This window comes from Pedobacter sp. SYSU D00535, from assembly GCF_017355855.1.
Classification (GTDB): domain Bacteria; phylum Bacteroidota; class Bacteroidia; order Sphingobacteriales; family Sphingobacteriaceae; genus Desertivirga.
In genome coordinates this window covers 514,666-531,276 of record NZ_JAFEWD010000001.1, presented here as the reverse complement: position 1 = coordinate 531,276, position 16,611 = coordinate 514,666, and the positions used below count along the sequence as shown (strand labels likewise).

Sequence of the window (16,611 nt, the reverse complement as noted above, 5' to 3'; positions counted from 1 at the left end):
AAAAAATATACGACTAGTTTGAGGGTAGAATGGTAGCAACAAAAGCAAAAGCAGGTACGAGCTTATTGAAAAACTTTTTCTCACTAAGCCTTGTACAACTCGCAAATAACTTTTTACCTCTTTTAACTATTCCGGTAATAGCAAGAGTTATTGGCCCTGATAAACTTGGGGCCATTAATTTCGCAACAGCGGTAGTTACTTACTTTACGCTGCTAATCAACTATGGATTTGACCTTTCCGCGACCAGGGAAATTGCAAAGAACAGGAATAATCCGGCAGAGAGAAGCAGGATCTTCAACGAGATATTCTTTGCGAAACTATTCCTCACCGTTATCTCTGTTCTGATCTTTATTCCCGTCCTGCTCTACGTGCCGAAGTTGGCAGCAGACAGGGAGTTGTTCTTCTACACCTTCCTGATGGTGTTTTCGGTGATGATAACACCCAACTGGTTATATCAGGGGATGCAGGAGCTGCACCGTATTGCAGTTTTTAATCTCATCGCTAAGGTACTTTTTACAATAGCGATTCTGCTAGTGATAAAGGAGCGTTCCGACTACCTATGGCAACCGCTTATTATCAGTGTGTCTCAGATTGTCGTTGGTATCGTATCCTTTTACTGGGCCATCAAAAGGTATTCAATTACCATAAGCACTGTTAAGCTTCGGAAGATACTGGACGTTTTGTGGAATGAAAAAACTATCTTTTTTTCGATGGTCGTAGTCACTTTGTACACTACTACCAACACGATAGTTTTAGGGGTAGTTCAATCAAACACTGATGTTGCCTTTTATACCGCAGGTTGGAAGTTTGTGGTGATTTTCCAGACCTTAATTTCCACTCCCTTAAGTTTATCCTTGTTTCCTTTACTGGGAGAAAGTTTTGGAAAGGGAAGGATCCATGGACTCGAGAAGGTGAAGCAGTTTACGCCATTCATCACCATCTTCACCACGTTGGCCGGTATAGGTATTTATCTTACAGCTCCCTGGATTGTCCAGATTTTTTACGGAAGTGAGTTTAAACAGGCAGCGACCGTCCTCCGTATTCTTTGTTTCATCCCAATGATCATCGCGTTAAGCAACTTGTTTGGCGTGCAAACAATGATCAATTTAAAAATGGATAAGTCGTTTTTCAGGATCACCCTGCTTGGCGCTATAGTAGGTTTGGGTTTGAATTTCTTTCTTTCGAAGCAAATGGGGGCCATTGGAACAGCCTGGGCGTGGCTGCTGACAGAGTTAATTATCACTATTTCAATGTGGACGGTGTTGTATTTTCAGCAAATACAATTAATCGACCTCAACTACTTTAAGTATAAATATCTGCTCGAAGTTGTGCGACCTTTCTATTTTGCCATTAGGCAAAAGGTATACAAAACACACAATATCGACTAAAAACGGTTTTACTAGCAAACATGGTTTGCTGAAATAAATATATCTACCAGGTTTAATTACATAACTCTATGGAGACAATTGCAGCGGTAGTAGTTACCTACAATCGACTATCACTTTTAAAAGAATGTTTAAGTGCTCTTAAATCACAAACACGGAAGCTCGACTCAATTATTGTAATAAATAACAGCAGCACCGACGGGACTACAGAATGGTTAAACAGTCAAAACGACCTTCATGTGGTGCATCAGGAAAATGGGGGAGGTGCCCTGGGCTTTTATAGGGGCATGAAGGAGGCTTATAAGTTAGGTTTCGACTGGATTTGGTTGATGGATGACGATGTGGAACCGTTACCAAATTGTCTTGAAGAAATGTTAATATCAAACGAGCTCTACAACAATCAGTTCAGTGTGTTGCAACCTGATCGGAAATATCTGGATGTAGCCACCGAGTGGCAGTATGGATCGCGCTTTAATTTTTCCAATCCTTTCAAGCCGGAAGCGATAGACCCTATCCGTTCATCGGACTTTAAAGGCGAAAAAATAAAACCGATTGTGTCTTTCCCTTTTGAAGGGCCCATGTTCAAGCGCCAGGTTATCGAGAAAGTGGGGTTTGCGGATAAGCGATATTTTATCATGTACGATGATACTGATTACTCTGCAAGGGTACACAGGGCGGGATTTAAGGTTGGCTTTGCGCGGGATGCGGTGATGAAAAAGAAAATTCGAAATCAAAGTGTCGGCATCAATATGGACTGGAAAATGTATTACATCATCCGGAACCAAATTATCATCGACAGAAAATTCGGAAACCCATTTATAACAGTTTCAAGAGCACTTTATAACAACCTCTACCGGGTGATGGCTGTCGGAAAGCTGTCGGTGCGTAAAAAAAGCTTCGCTGATTTTCCTAAAAATGTTTCTTCCATCGCCAAAGCGGTGGTGGATGGGTTTAAATTTAGACTAGCTGAGCAAGAATGATGAATACTTTTACTATCAATTCATTAAAACTCGCCCGAAAGGTTTACGGCAAAGTGTTTTCTGCCGAAACACACCTTACTGAGGTGTATAAAATTCACAGCTACCAGGATGCCAGTGACCTGATAGCTGAAAAGCTGCTAAACGATAAGCCTGCGATGATTGCCAGATTCGGTGCAGTTGAACTAAATTGTCTCGCAAATTATGTAAGTGTAGTTAACCACAGAAATGATTTTCTGGGGTATATCAGAGGCAAGGTTCATCATTTTTGGTGGGATGTAAACACCATCACCAATATGTCTGACAATGCAGGCTTTTTTCCTTCTAATCCTAAGAACCTCACCATGTTTGCTGAGCTGATGCTCGAGGATATGAAAGAGGTAGACGTATTAGGTTCGTGGTTGTCGCAGGAATTGTTCTTCCACGACAAACTTGCCCATGTTGAACGTGTTCGTTTGTTGGATTTGGAGCCATACTATCACGAAAGACCCTGGAGTCAGGCGCTGGAGGGAAAAAAAGTGCTGGTAGTTCATCCTTTCGAAGACAGTATCAGAAAACAATATTCAAAAAGAGAACTTTTATTCGAAGATAGAAACGTTCTGCCGGAGTTTGAGCTGAAAACTTTGCGGGCGGTGCAGTCTATCGCAAATAATAAAACCGGGTTTAAAACTTGGTTCCATGCGCTTCAGCACATGCAGGATCGCATCTCAGAAACTGATTTTGATATCGCAATTATCGGCTGCGGGGCTTACGGTTTTCCACTAGCAGCGCACGTAAAGCGATTGGGTAAGAAAGCAGTTCATTTGGGCGGAGCAACGCAGACCTTGTTCGGAATCAAAGGGAAACGCTGGGAAAAGAAAAAAACACACGAAGGGGTATCAAAGATGATGAATGAGCACTGGTCGAGGCCATTATCTACGGAAACACCTTCTGGAATTCAAAAAGTGGAGGGTGGATGTTATTGGTAGTCGCCAGTAAAATTAATTGACGATGAGAGCAGCAGTACAAATTTTTAATTACAAACTATATACGAAGGAGTTTTTTACCATCTTCTTCTGTTACTTATTAGTAGAGCCGGCATTTTCATGGCTTTTTATTCAGAACGCTCTGGTTACTACGCTTTATGTAAAATTGTTGAGCATCGGGGTCTTAGCCTTCGTTCTGTATGATCTTCGAAGCCTTACAACGCGGGAGAAGGTGTACGTAGGGCTTTTCATGGCCCTGATGGTTAAGCTGGTACTCGAATCGGTTTTTATCTATAACACTCCTTTTAAGCAGTTCGCAATCTACTCCGTAATATTTCCCGTCATTTACGTCATTTTCATCAAGTCGTTACTTCGCAAACTCAGTGCTGATCTGCTGGAAATGATTGCCAAGTTTTACCTCATCACTTACGTGATTTTTATGGCCTTATTTGGTCACCAGTTTTCAGTAAGTCTGTATGAGATTGAATTAAACGTAGGTCCATATTCTGGTGATACGCGGATTATTCACGCAAGTTCTATCTTCATGATTATTATACCCTACCTGTGGTATTTGAATCAGTTTGTCAGAACAAGCACCCTCAAGTCGCTCCTGCTGTTTTTGTTTTGTTTCTTGATCATCCTCATTCATCAGCACCGGTCAGTATGGAGCAGTACCATTGTAGCAACAGTGATCTACTTTTTCATGGTGATCAGAACCAGCCGGAATGCTATCCCTAATGTTATCAAAATTCTGGTGCTCGCGGTTGTTGTACTTATGGGATCTTACTTCATTGTGGCCAATTCTTTCCCGAACCTGCTCGATTATTTCGCCGACCGATTTAGTGAAATTTTAAATCCATCGAAAGAGGGGAGTACAGGTAATTTCCGGATCGAGCAATCACTGCTATACTGGGGATACATCGCGCAACAACCCATCTTCGGCTGGGGTTTTGAAGGTTTTGATTTGCAGAACCCGTTAGTAGACTGGTGGGACGAAGGAACAGGACACCATTTTCACCAGGGCTTTGTTGAAATACTATTCTACCATGGAGTGGTTGGACTTATTCTTAAGTATGGCTTTTTATTCTACATACTCTTGAAAGCATTCTCATCCAAGCTTTCAGATGAATCCCTGATTCTGGTGCCTTTTTGCATCTGCGGACTAGTGTTTTCGCTGAACTATGTTCCAACACTAATGTTTTGGGGCCATGTGGGCATGTGCTTGTTCTACCTGGAATCAACACATCGTTACCGCGGCACCTTTATATCAGGCAAAATAGAAGAGCCTGAAAAATTTGTTACCTGAGTTTAATTGGTTATAAGAAAAATATAAACGATCTACTATGAATCACATTTGTACCTGGCTTTGTGTTGATGAGAAAGGCGAAGAAAGCTATTTCCCTCAATCCGGAAAGAAGTCTTCAAGTCAGAGTCATCAGAATATTTACTGGCGTTGTCTGATTGTATTCTTTATCACGAGTAAACGCTTTAACCGTCATGAAAAACATTTATTGTTTACGAACGCAAAAACACTACCGGTTGTTGATGGAAAACATGTAAGTCAAATCCTTGACGATTTGGGAGTGAAGGTGATCCGCACGGACTTCAAGTACCGAACACCGAAGGGTTATTTTGGAATGTTTCAAAATCAGTTCTACGAATTTTCGATCTTGGAATACATTGCCAGAAATAATAAGAACCCGGAAGACCAATACCTCATTCTTGACTCGGATTGTATTTTCCTAAAACCTGCTGATAAACTTTTTGCAAAAGCTGCAGAAAATGGTTTTCTCTCATTTGAGATGGACTTTCCCGAAGACCACGTTGTGCACGGACTCAGCAGGAAGGATATGAAAACAGTGTATGAAGAATTGTTGGGGCAACCGGTGAACGAAATTCCGGCTTATCATATGGGAGAGTTCTTCCTGGCGAGCGTTGCCAATATCAATAAGATTTTCAACGACTTTCAGGAACTGTGGCCTCGGGTTTACAGTTGGCTAAAAAAAGAGAAAATAGAGGTTCTGCATGTACACAACTGGTTGTTTGCAGCTTCGCCATCTGTTTTTTGGGCTGCAAAAATAGCCCGGGTACCGGTGGTACACACGCTTCATAACTATCGGTTACTCTGCCCCTCAGCTACTCTCTTTCATAACGGTCAGCTCTACCTAGAGAGCCTAAAACGGGCTTTTCCCTGGGATGCGGTATTTAAGGGTGTTTATAACAATTCAAAGGTTCTTACTTTTTGGGTGAGTTTCAGTATTTGGTTGAATAGAAAGTTGGGGACCTGGGATATCATTGACAGATTTATTTTGCTGTCTTCTCACACCAAAGAGGTATTGGAACAAAGCAGGCTAGCTATCCCAGCCAATAAGTTTGTGATAAAGCCAAACTTTACAAATGCTGTTTTCCTCCAAGAACAGTTTGTTCCAGGTGACATTTTCCTGTTTATTGGACGATTATCTGAAGAGAAAGGAGTACGTGTGCTTCTTGAAGCATTTGCAGAAACAGGTTTCCATCTTCGACTGATTGGAACAGGGCCGCTTAAGGAGCTTGTCGAGTCATATTGCGACAGGTATAGCCATATAGAGTACCTTGGCTTTCAAGGCAAAGAAAAGATTTACACCGAGTTAAAAAAAGCTACAGCACTGGTTTTTCCATCGGTCTGGTACGAAACTTTTGGTCTTACTATTATAGAATCCTTCGCCGCAGGCACTCCAGTTATCGCCTCTAAAATTGGTTCGGCAGCTTTTTTAATTGAAGATGGCGTCAATGGCATGCATTTTGAACCTGGGGACGTGTCTGACTTAAAAAGAAGGCTTAACGAATGGAGAGGAGTGGAGACCTGGAGAAAGAAAGAAATGCGGAACAATTGTGTAAATGCCTATCAGCAACTGTATTCACCGGAGAAAAACCGCAAGGAGTTGCTGGGTATTTACAGCCGGTTAACTGCCCCGGCAGTTGCTCTAGGAATTAGCTAAGAGGCTGAAATTAAGCGAAGCGTACAAGGGAAAATATCTGCCGTCCCAGTATTGCGAGGTTTAGGCAGGGTAAAAATATCTGCTTAAAAGTTTAATTATTTTGAATCAATTTTTCTGTTACTTTGTTTTACTACTATCTACTACTTGATTTACCTATAAAAAACTATACATCATGAACTATGAACTATCTACTCATGAAAAAACTGATTTATTAGGATTTCCCATTTTTACATCACCCTTGGAAAAACTGGGATCAAAGTCTAAAATATTGATTAATACTATAAATCAATATTCATACATCGTCACTCGTCAGGATCAAGGCTTTAAAAAGGCATTGATGGAGTCTGACGTGCTTTTACCTGATGGGGTAGGAATTGTTGCTGCTATAAAATTACTTACCGGAAAAACTATAAAGAAAATAGCTGGAGCAGATTTGCATCAGCACTTACTGGAAAAGTTAAATCGTGAGGGAGGGTCTTGTTTTTATCTTGGTTCTTCTGAATCCACGCTTAATAAAATTCGCGAAAGAATCGCGGAGGAATATCCCAACGTGAAGGTTGGCACTTACTCGCCTCCCTATAAGCCGGAATTCTCGAAAGAGGATGATCAGCAGATGATTGATGCTGTAAATGCCTTCAAGCCCGATGTTCTTTTTGTTGGCATGACTGCCCCTAAACAGGAGAAGTGGGCTCATACGCATAAATCTCAGCTAGACACTAAGATCATCACCTCTATCGGCGCCGTGTTCGACTTTTATGCTGGAACGGTAGAACGACCAGGAAAGATATGGATCAATATGGGTATGGAATGGCTTGGACGACTTGTAAAGGAGCCGAAGCGTCTATGGAAACGTTATCTGTACTTCGGTCCCGTATTTGTTTATCTTCTGATTAAAGAGAAAGCGAACTTGGTTTATAATTCGCCCAACAAACAACCATTAAGAAAAGTCGCTTAATTGCAAGCTGAAATAATGCGATTATGGGAGGGTTACCCCATATCGCATTAAACTTCAGTTCTTAAAGTTCCAGTAGACGGAACTGTGGCCCTATTCATTGTTTGCACTTTTGAGAATGCGTTACCTTTCAGTGAAGGAGGGCATTTTAATGCTGTATAAAATCTCCTTGTTTGGCATTTCCTTAATATTTCCTTCCAGGATAACGTTGTCGAAGCTATCCGTGATCACCCCCAGCCAATTCATCCCAGCCTTACAAATGTTTTTTCTGATCGCAATATTGCTACTTCCGGGAAGTGCTTCCATTCGGATACAAAAGGCATTGGAGTACAGCGTATTTTCTTCAACCACAATGTCCTTCACCATTCTTCGGAGATGATACGTTCCTATTACCACTGCTGACGAGTTTCCCTTGGCTTTTCTCGTATCCACTATGTTGTTTTTAATAATGACGTCTCTAAGGTTGTACTTTCCATTCCCAATCTGAATGCCGGCTGCATTTTCTCCTTTTGTAGCGATCTTGTTTCCTGTGATAGTGATGTTGAATCCGTCTTCTTTTAATCCCGGTGCTATTGCTATGCATCCTGATGAGACGCAGTTGTTTAAAATCCGGTTATTGATTCCAAAAATTTCCAGGCCACTCCGCTGGTTGCCGTTCCCACCAACAAGGCTGTTGTTCGAAATCTCTGTGTTTTTGAAGTATCCGGAAATCCCGTTTCCTCCAAGATTTTGTTGGTCCAAAAGCTGGTTGTTGCTGATTTTTCCATTCACTACATACGCAGCAGCACACTCAATTGCGAACTGCCTCCCAAATGAGTTATAGAATTTATTATTGCTGATGTTGACGTCGATATTATCCTGGCTTTGTAGTTGAATAGCTGGCGAATCAGCATTAAACATGCCCCAGTTGCGAAATGTACAATTTTTAATCTCTACATCCTTCGTTCCTCTTAGTTCGACTGCGGTTCTTCCAGCCTCTATAAACTCACAGTTGACGAAGCGAACTCCTACCACTGGTTGATCGTTTAGTCCCTTCACCTGAACCACGCCCCGGTCACGTCCCCCTGCGAAGCAGACTTTTTCAAAACTGATTTTTTTTACGTTCTCTGGTACAAATACAGCCACCAAGTCAGCTCCTGTGTTACCCTGTTGGTTCGCGTTAATTTTTAGATTTTTAAAGCTGATGTTAGTACTGCCCTTTACTATGCGAAAGACATTTTGCCCCTTCACCTCGCTATTCATAAGAAAGATCTCCGTAGAGTTTCCTGTACCCTCAATTGTAAGGTTCGAAGGAATTTTGAGCGAGGCAGATATATAATGAAGCCCGGAGGGAAGTTTCAGTGGAGTTCCTGACTCTGCATGTTCGTCAATTAATCGCTGCAACTCCTCTCGCTCGTCCCGCACCTGCTTCAGTGGAAGGAAGGGTGTGGAGCTGCTGAAGTAGACGCTTGCTGTAGTTTCAGCCCCCGATACCTTAGTGCTCCGTAAAGATTTCCCCCCACAACTTTGTGTAAGAAGTAAGGCTCCCCATAGTAAGGAGACGGTTTTTAAAGAATGCCTTTTGTAATGGAAAATGTTTCTTGAAAGTGCCTTTAAGGCTGGAACAGTCTCTGTCATCTGTGTTAAGAGCAAGTTTTTTATAGTGACAACTATCTCTGATTTAAGTTTTTGTGCATTCGACATCAACCATCGTAAAACTTTAAAAATTGCAAAAACATTTAAAGTTTTTTGCGATTTATATGATACTACCTTTTGAAAATTAAAGACAATGCAAACGAGATACCTTTACTTATTGCGTTTTATTCTGGCATTTACTGATTTTTTTCTCATAAATGTTTGTTTTTTTGTTAGTTATTACCTTTCAAATAAATATATAAGTCACATACCGGAGCACGTCTACCGGCAAAATATTCTTACTTGTAACTTAATGTGGCTGACAAGCGCCGGCTTTGTCAGACTATATATGGAGGATACTATTAGTAAGCTGGAGAATATTTATAGCGGCACCTGGCGAAGTGTAGCTCTTCACGGTGTTCTGTTTATGTTCTACTTGTTCTTTACAAATACTGACTTCTCCAGATACTTTTTAGTGTGTTTCTATACCTTTTTGATTGTTGGATTTATTTTAAGCAGGTTTACAGGAACCGCATTAGAAGCTGTTCTGTCACGATATTTCGGAATAAGAAGACCCGTAGCGGTACTGGGGAACAACCAGGGGGCAAGAAAATTTGCAGCTTACCTGGAGCAGCAGCCGAGTATTCACTTTCACGGGTTTTTAGGAGATGAAGATGGATATTACATCGACTCAAACGGGGAATTATTACCTGCTGCCGTAGAGCAATTAAAGATGGCCGCCGAATCAGGGGTTAAAGATGTATATGTTTCTCTCACCCCGGAACGAATGGGAGATGCGCCGTTCCTGCTAAAAGAGGCGGAAAAACAATGCGTCCGTTTGAAGTTTGTACCGGATCTTACCGCTACTACTGCTGCTTTCAAGATTAATCATATGGGAGAGTTCCCTATTTTAAGTGTCCGTGATGAGCCGCTCGAAGATATTCGCAATAGGTTTCAGAAGAGACTTTTTGATATTGTATTCAGCTTGCTAGTTATAACCTTTGTTCTAAGCTGGCTTTATCCGATTCTAGCACTTATTATAAAGATTCAAAGTCCGGGCCCGGTACTTTTCAAGCAACTTCGAAGTGGTAGAGATAATCAGCCGTTCTGGTGCTACAAGTTCCGGAGTATGAAGCTTAACAAGGAAAGTGACGTTAAGCAAGCAAGTATAGACGATGACAGGGTAACGCCAATTGGCAAATTTATGCGACGGACAAGTATTGACGAACTACCACAATTCTTCAACGTCCTTTTTGGCGATATGAGTGTTGTTGGTCCGCGACCACACATGTTGAAACATACTGAGAAGTACAGAGCTTTGATCGATCAGTATATGGTGCGTCAGTTCCTTAAACCAGGTATAACAGGCTGGGCACAGGTCAATGGCTATCGCGGCGAAACTCGTGATGACTCGTTGATGAAGAAGAGGGTAGAGTACGACATCTGGTATATGGAAAGATGGTCAGCCATGCTGGATGTACGTATTATCTTTCTGACTATACTAAACATTCTTAAAGGGGAAAAAACGGCCTATTAGCCTCAAGCGGTACTCTTAAAGTACCCAACAGAGAGCCAGAAAGAATAGCGATACAAGCAAGTTTCCCAGGATAAGAGCGGAGAGTAGGACGTACGATCCTAAGGCTTGCTTGTTAATGGTTTTTGCTTGACTTCCGATCCGGGCTATTGATGTTGTCATGATGTTTTTAACGATAGAAGTAGATAATTCTTGTTTTACCTAAGCCTTTACCTTCATTAATTTCTGGTTTTTCAGCTGGTTTCCGGCGTATTCTACGCATGTTTTAATCGCCAAGTTTCATTTTGTTTGATATTTCTTCTCGTACCAGTTAATCAACTTATTATTATATTACTCGAACTTTTTGTAACAAATAAGAAATTTTAATGGTATAAGCTCTCAGTTTACCTTTATGAGTTCTTAAAATTAAACGGAGGGTAGAGGCATTTTTCGCCTTCAGGAAGTTATAGAGTAGCACGGTTCCGGTTAGCTTTAGTACCCGAGGTATTAATTTTTTTATTTATGAAACTTGTATCTATGTTATTAATTGTTTTTTCCGTGTTTGTTAGCGGATTAATATTTAATGCAGAGTTTTCCTGGATAGCACGCGCCAACTTTCACATACTCCTCGACGTGCTCATCGTTGTGCCTACCGTTATTTTTAGTATCTTCTTAAGTGCGACCATTTTTACCAGAACTATCAACAGTACCGTCAATAAAGCAAGTACCTATAAGTTAGGCATAATTGGACTAGCTATACTTCTTGTGCTTCTCTGGACAAGCGTGTTGCCGGTTCCTTACGCCGGTGCCTTTATGACAGCTATCGGTACAAATCTTTATGTTCTGATAATTGATCTGGCTATTCAATATAAGGGTAGAAAAGCCGCTGTTAACATGGTCGTTTCTGATGATGAAGAGGTTCAGCACTAGTTCGATATTGGTAAAATAATTGGGTCTTCTAAACCGAGTTAGTACTTTTGGCGTCTAACGTACTAACAGATGCTGACTATTAGGAATTATTCCGAATTTGAAACTTATCTCGGGCAAGAGCTAGGCGCTTCTTCCTGGCATCAAATCACCCAGGAGCAGATAAACCAGTTTGCTACGGCAACTATTGATCATCAATGGATTCATACAGATCCAGAAAGAGCCGCACTCGAAAGCCCTTTCAAAGCTACCATCGCACATGGCTATTTAACCTTGTCACTTATTCCCTTCCTTTGGAAACAAGTCGTAGATATACAAAACTTGAAGATGGAGATTAACTACGGCATTGAGGAATTGCGATTTGGTCAGGCCGTTGTGGTGAACAGCGAGGTGCGCCTCAAAGTAAAACTTGAAGCGCTATTAAATCTTAGAGGGGTGACAAAAGCGACACTGGCTGTCGAGCTCGAAGTCAAAGATCAAAAGAAACCTGCTTTTAATGGTAAGACAATCTTTTTGTACCACTTCATCAGTGAAGCTTATTGCCTACCCTAATACTATGTTAGGAGAAATGGCAGCATAAGAGCTATTCAATTCATTGTCAAGTAGCTCATAAATTTCATTTTTCCTGATGGGCTTTATAATATATCCGGAAAGCTTATTGTAAGATTTAAAACGCTCCTGGTTCGTATGGTCGATAGATGAAGTGCAAATATATATAGTTGTTTTCTTAGCAACCGCGGTGTTTGAAGTAAACTCTTCTAAAAATTCCCAGCCGTCCATTAAAGGCATATGCAGATCCAGGAAAATAATCTCCGGCAGCATGGCGGCGTTGTCTTTGTTCTTTAAAAGATAATTCAAGGCCGCTTCACCATCACGAAATTGGAGGATATTATCGATAATATCCGTTGATTGTAGTACTTTTTTTATGGAATACTGAAATAATTGATCATCGTCGATGATACTAATGCAGGAAATTCTTTTCATCTCATCATTAAAACCAATACCTGCTTTGGGGGAAAGCCGATATTTAAACCCGATCCTTGTACGACAGTAATCGACTATGGTTGTATCAATTCGAAAATAGATTGGGAAAGGATTTGGCATAAAAAAAGCAGCAATGATCTTGCTGCTTTTGTACCCCCATCAGGATTCGAACCTGAGACCTGCGGTTTAGAAAACCGATGCTCTATCCAGCTGAGCTATGGAGGCCCTTAACGGCTGCAAATATAGAAAACTTTCATCCTTTTTCGAGAAAAAAAAACAGCTTTTTTTAGCCTTTATCCTAACTTATTTATTCTCAATTCCTTACTCTTGAAAGCTTGCAAGTAGCATGTAAGATGTTCATTACTTATTTTTAGTACTCTAAATATTTTTCGTTTTGATACAATTGACGTCCCTAAACAAGCGAGGAAAGAAATATTAAATAAAATTAAATTAACCGTAACAAAAGATTAGAAGGTGACGTAATAGTTCATGTTGTCTCCCAAAGACAATGTTTTTCATAGGTAGATGTAGGGTTAGGCTTTTGTCTAACCCTTTTTTATTAGATGCGTCCCTGGTATTGTAAATAGAAATTTTTCCTTTTTCTGATGTGTTGAACTTGTGGAGGTTTTTGCGGTTAGAACACGGCAAGAAAGCACTTTTAAGCTGAAAGCACTTTTTATTAGAATGCATATCGAATAGGGCAATAGGGGAGTTCTTTTTCTACAAGTTCTACCAAACTATCCACCAGATCTTTTTTAAAGCCTCTTTTGTACCGGACGTTTCGTCCACCAGTCTGACTGTATTTTACCTCCTGGATTTCCGGCCGCCATAACACATCTTCGGCCTTTGGATGCCAGTTCATATTTACTTCGTGCAGTTGCTCATTGTGGGTAAGAAAGATGATCTCGGTGATCAGTTGCTTTTTGGTTTTCTCATTCAATTTGTCGTTCATTTCGTCGAACAGTATTTTCCAGTCTTCGAGCCAGCCATCATAAAAAATAACAGGAGCAAAGTTGACATTCACCTCATAACCTGCATCCGCAAAATCGTTCATTACGTCGATGCGATCGCTAATGGGAGTGGTTCGAACATCCACGAGCTTTGACATTTTATGAGGCATTAAACTGAACCTTATCCTCGTTTTTTCCTGTGGGTCATAATTGAGCAAGTCCCTGTTTACAAATTTAGTGGCAAAGGTAAGCTTGCCATTCGAGACCTCCCTAAAAAGAGCAATCAGGTCTTTAACGTTATCGCAAATTGCGGCGTCTGCAGAACAATCCCCGTTTTCCCCAATTTCATATACCCAATAGTTGGGGTCAATATGATCGGGCACACTTTTGGGACCCTGCCGAGAGGCGTGTCTCCGTAAATAGTTGCAAATCTGTTCAATATTTACGAAGATGGTTATAGGATTAGCAAAGCCTTTCCGGCGCGGTACATAACAGTAGGAGCAAGACATCGTACAGCCGTTCGACTGCGAGGGCGCCACCCAATTGGAGCTACGGGAATTGAGTCGGGCTGATAGCGACTTTTTAATTCCAAGGATCAGCACATTTTTCTTGTTCGAGATCCAGTCCTCTACAGATCCTTCAAAGCCGAATAATTGCGCGATCTTCCAGTGAGAATCTACCTCGGTAAGAGTGGCTTCGGGGTATTTCTCAAGAATTTCCAAACCCCGTTTGAAATTTCTTACCTCGGGTTCCAGGTAGATCTCCTTTATATCTAAAAGATTGTCGATACTTTTGTTATGCAGCATAGGTAAAGATGTTTGATGGAAAACCGAAGGGATCGGAAAAGGTTTAAAAGAGTCAGAATTTGGGATTTACATAAGAATGAATCGGGAAGAGTTAGTTAGCGAGCTGGAAAAAGCGCTTACAAAAGCAAAGGTGGAAAAACTGGCTACAGTTGCAGCAAAGTCGCCGGAAAGCGTAAGAAGCTTGATAAGCCTAAGCCTGTATGAGTTAGAGACGGTTGCTTTCCGTGCTTCATGGATCCTCGAGCAAATCTTTTTCTGTTATCCAGAGTCGTTTTTCCCTAACTGCTCACATTTCCTGAATTATTATCCGCAACAACGAAATAGTAGCTGTCAAAGACATTATACTAAAATAATGATGACACTGACAAAAGACCGAGCTCCCGTGATTTTCACCCATCACCAGGTTGATGTCATCGTAGAAGCTAGTTTTCGATGGCTGATTGATGAGCAGACTCCGGTAGCTGTGAGGGTTAACTGTATGGACGTTTTGTATAACCTGCGAGATTGCGAGGATTGGATCGGCGAAGAACTGCGGGCGCAGATAGTTTATCAACTGAAAGATGGCAGTGCAGCAATGCAAAGCAGAGGGAGAAAGATATTGGAGCGACTGAAAAAGAAAAAGCAGAGAACTCTTTAAGTTCCCTGCAGAAAGATTATTTCGCATCTGTCATCCCGAGCAAAAGCAATTTAGCCGTCGCCGGATTTGTAGCCAGCGGAACGTTATGAACATCACAAATTCGAAGGAGCATTTGTACATCCGGCTCGTGAGGATGTTTACCCAAAGGGTCTCGGAAAAAAAGGATCGCCTCAACCGTGCCTTCTGCCGCCATAGCGGCAATTTGCGCATCTCCACCTTGCGGTCCGCTCAGTTTTTTGGTAACCTCTAATCCTGTTTTCTGAATATAAGAGCCGGTGGTTCCAGTCGCAATTAGGTTCATTTCCTTTAAGATATCGTGATAGTCTTTTACAAAAGCTACCATTTCTGCTTTTCTTCCATCATGAGCAATTAATGCGATCGTTCTTTTTGTAGACATAATTATTTAATTGGGAAAAAAATATAGGCAAGCAAAATAGCCGCGATTACGCCGACAAAGTCAGCAATCAATCCACACACTAATGCATATCGTGTTTTAGATATGCCAACAGATCCGAAATAGACAGCCAAAACATAAAATGTAGTTTCGGTTGAGCCTTGAATGATACTGGCGAGTCTGCCTTGGAAGGAGTCGGCTCCATACGTCTTCATCACATCCACCATCAATCCTCTTGCGCCGCCGCCGCTAAGCGTTTTCATCAATCCTACGGGAAGCGCGGGAACAAAAGAAGTGTCTAGCCCAAACGCTGCCGCCGCTGAGGCAATACCATTGATAATGTAATCCAGACATCCCGTGGTACGGAAGGCACTTATAGCTACCAAAATGGCAATAAGGAATGGAATAATCATCACCGCAGTGGAAAAGCCTTCCTTCGCACCTTCAATAAAAGCATCGTAAACGTTGATCTTTTTAGCTGCACCATAAGCCACAAACAAAGTGATGATGGAGAAAATAATCACGCCGCCGATCAACCCAGTGTAGATTTCCATTTGGTCTGGTGGCAGACCGTTCAATGAGAAGTAAAGCAAGAGCATTAACCCCACAAAAATCCCGAGGAATACTAAAACAGGTAATTTAAAAAGGTTGATTTTTTGGTAAACCGCTACTGCTATCATACCTGCCAGAAAGGAAATAAAAGTACCAATCAGGGAGGGTATAAATATATCAGCCGGATTTGCCGCACCGTTCGCTAGTCTCAACGCAATGACAGAGGTTGGAATAAGTGCCAGGCCAGCGGTGTTTAATACCAGAAACATGATCATGGAATTGCTGGCCACTTCTTTTTCTGGGTTGATCTCCTGAAGCTCTTTCATGGCTTTCAGTCCAAGCGGAGTAGCTGCGTTGTCTAGCCCGAGCATGTTCGCGGAAAAGTTCATGATAATGGAACCTGAAGCAGGATGGTTTTTGGGGATTTCAGGGAAAAGCTTGCTGAAAAAAGGATTTACTGCTTTTGCAAACAATCCAATCATGCCAGCCTTTTCGCCAATTTTCATAATACCTAGCCAGAAAGTCATAATGCCAATTAGTCCCAGGGAGATTTCCGCCCCTGTTTTGGCGCTGTCGAACATCCCGTTTACCACGGCAGGAAAAATAGTAGTGTCACCCAGAAAAATAAGTTTTGCGAGGGCAACAATAAAAGAAATAAGGAAAAAAGCGATCCAAACGTAGTTAAGAGCCATATTCTGATTAAACCGAACAGGAAAGTCAGTGTTCGCCCAAGTTACAGATTTTTGAATATCATTTTTAATAAATTGAGGAAAGTGATTACGCGGAAGGAGAGGTGCACCTCCACTTACAAAAGAAAGTTTATTTATTTGAGCTTTAAAAAAGACGCATCTATTCCTTCCAAATGTTCCCTCTGGGGATATGTACTTGAATCTGCCGGAAGGGACGCAGCCATTTTATGCTAAGCGAGCAAGTACCTCTTTTTGATTTGGCAGCGCCCTCATACTTTTTTACCTTTG

15 protein-coding genes and 1 tRNA gene are annotated in these 16,611 nt (G+C 41.4%); 10 read left to right on the top strand and 6 right to left on the bottom strand.

Features of this window, described 5'->3' with window-relative positions; genetic code table 11:
* The first annotated feature begins 29 nt into the window (after positions 1 to 29).
* From J4N23_RS02070 to J4N23_RS02045, 6 genes are all read left to right on the top strand, one after another.
* Positions 30 to 1,388: a flippase gene (locus tag J4N23_RS02070; protein ID WP_207425346.1), complete on the top strand. Its 1,359-nt coding sequence runs from the start codon at positions 30 to 32 to the stop codon at positions 1,386 to 1,388.
* 68 nt (positions 1,389 to 1,456) lie between these two features.
* On the top strand, positions 1,457 to 2,365 hold the full coding sequence (locus J4N23_RS02065; protein ID WP_207425345.1) for a glycosyltransferase family 2 protein: 909 nt from the start codon (positions 1,457 to 1,459) through the stop codon (positions 2,363 to 2,365).
* Positions 2,362 to 3,330 (top strand): hypothetical protein, encoded by a 969-nt coding sequence (locus J4N23_RS02060; RefSeq protein ID WP_207425344.1) that lies wholly within the window; start codon positions 2,362 to 2,364, stop codon positions 3,328 to 3,330. The genes J4N23_RS02065 and J4N23_RS02060 overlap by 4 nt, the downstream gene beginning before the upstream one ends.
* Positions 3,331 to 3,352: 22 nt before the next feature.
* A complete protein-coding gene (locus tag J4N23_RS02055; RefSeq protein WP_207425343.1) occupies positions 3,353 to 4,633 on the top strand; it encodes an O-antigen ligase in 1,281 nt (426 codons plus the stop codon).
* A 37-nt stretch (positions 4,634 to 4,670) separates the two neighbouring features.
* A complete protein-coding gene (locus J4N23_RS02050; RefSeq protein ID WP_207425342.1) occupies positions 4,671 to 6,305 on the top strand; it encodes a glycosyltransferase in 1,635 nt (544 codons plus the stop codon).
* A 172-nt stretch (positions 6,306 to 6,477) separates the two neighbouring features.
* Positions 6,478 to 7,260, top strand: coding sequence for a WecB/TagA/CpsF family glycosyltransferase (locus J4N23_RS02045; RefSeq protein WP_207425341.1), 783 nt, complete (start codon positions 6,478 to 6,480; stop codon positions 7,258 to 7,260).
* A 120-nt stretch (positions 7,261 to 7,380) separates the two neighbouring features.
* On the opposite strand, the gene J4N23_RS02040 is transcribed toward J4N23_RS02045, so the two are convergent.
* Positions 7,381 to 8,874, bottom strand: a complete 1,494-nt coding sequence (locus J4N23_RS02040; RefSeq protein WP_207425340.1) for a right-handed parallel beta-helix repeat-containing protein — start codon at positions 8,872 to 8,874, stop codon at positions 7,381 to 7,383.
* A gap of 151 nt (positions 8,875 to 9,025) precedes the next feature.
* On the opposite strand from J4N23_RS02040, the gene J4N23_RS02035 reads away from it, so the two are divergent.
* The 3 genes from J4N23_RS02035 (at position 9,026) to J4N23_RS02025 (ending at position 11,863) form a co-directional block, all read left to right on the top strand.
* Positions 9,026 to 10,408 carry an undecaprenyl-phosphate glucose phosphotransferase gene (locus J4N23_RS02035; RefSeq protein WP_207425339.1) on the top strand — a complete coding sequence of 461 codons (1,383 nt, stop codon included), beginning with the start codon at positions 9,026 to 9,028 and terminating at the stop codon, positions 10,406 to 10,408.
* Between the two features lie 498 nt (positions 10,409 to 10,906).
* Positions 10,907 to 11,314 carry a hypothetical protein gene (locus J4N23_RS02030; protein ID WP_207425338.1) on the top strand — a complete coding sequence of 136 codons (408 nt, stop codon included), beginning with the start codon at positions 10,907 to 10,909 and terminating at the stop codon, positions 11,312 to 11,314.
* 69 nt (positions 11,315 to 11,383) lie between these two features.
* Positions 11,384 to 11,863 carry a MaoC family dehydratase gene (locus tag J4N23_RS02025; RefSeq protein ID WP_207425337.1) on the top strand — a complete coding sequence of 160 codons (480 nt, stop codon included), beginning with the start codon at positions 11,384 to 11,386 and terminating at the stop codon, positions 11,861 to 11,863.
* Here the strand turns inward: J4N23_RS02025 and J4N23_RS02020 are convergent.
* The 3 genes from J4N23_RS02020 to J4N23_RS02010 form a co-directional block, all read right to left on the bottom strand.
* Positions 11,855 to 12,295 carry a response regulator gene (locus tag J4N23_RS02020; RefSeq protein ID WP_207425336.1) on the bottom strand — a complete coding sequence of 147 codons (441 nt, stop codon included), beginning with the start codon at positions 12,293 to 12,295 and terminating at the stop codon, positions 11,855 to 11,857. The genes J4N23_RS02025 and J4N23_RS02020 overlap by 9 nt on opposite strands.
* Before the next feature lie 151 nt (positions 12,296 to 12,446).
* Positions 12,447 to 12,520: transfer RNA gene (locus J4N23_RS02015), tRNA-Arg, on the bottom strand.
* A 454-nt stretch (positions 12,521 to 12,974) separates the two neighbouring features.
* Positions 12,975 to 14,051 (bottom strand): spore photoproduct lyase family protein, encoded by a 1,077-nt coding sequence (locus tag J4N23_RS02010; RefSeq protein ID WP_207425335.1) that lies wholly within the window; start codon positions 14,049 to 14,051, stop codon positions 12,975 to 12,977.
* 76 nt (positions 14,052 to 14,127) lie between these two features.
* On the opposite strand from J4N23_RS02010, the gene J4N23_RS02005 reads away from it, so the two are divergent.
* Positions 14,128 to 14,688: a hypothetical protein gene (locus tag J4N23_RS02005; RefSeq protein WP_207425334.1), complete on the top strand. Its 561-nt coding sequence runs from the start codon at positions 14,128 to 14,130 to the stop codon at positions 14,686 to 14,688.
* A gap of 16 nt (positions 14,689 to 14,704) precedes the next feature.
* Here J4N23_RS02005 and J4N23_RS02000 read toward each other — a convergent pair whose 3' ends face one another.
* Positions 14,705 to 15,085: a methylglyoxal synthase gene (locus J4N23_RS02000; RefSeq protein ID WP_207425333.1), complete on the bottom strand. Its 381-nt coding sequence runs from the start codon at positions 15,083 to 15,085 to the stop codon at positions 14,705 to 14,707.
* Between the two features lie 2 nt (positions 15,086 to 15,087).
* Positions 15,088 to 16,326, bottom strand: coding sequence for a nucleoside recognition domain-containing protein (locus J4N23_RS01995; protein WP_207425332.1), 1,239 nt, complete (start codon positions 16,324 to 16,326; stop codon positions 15,088 to 15,090).
* Positions 16,327 to 16,611: the final 285 nt, after the last annotated feature.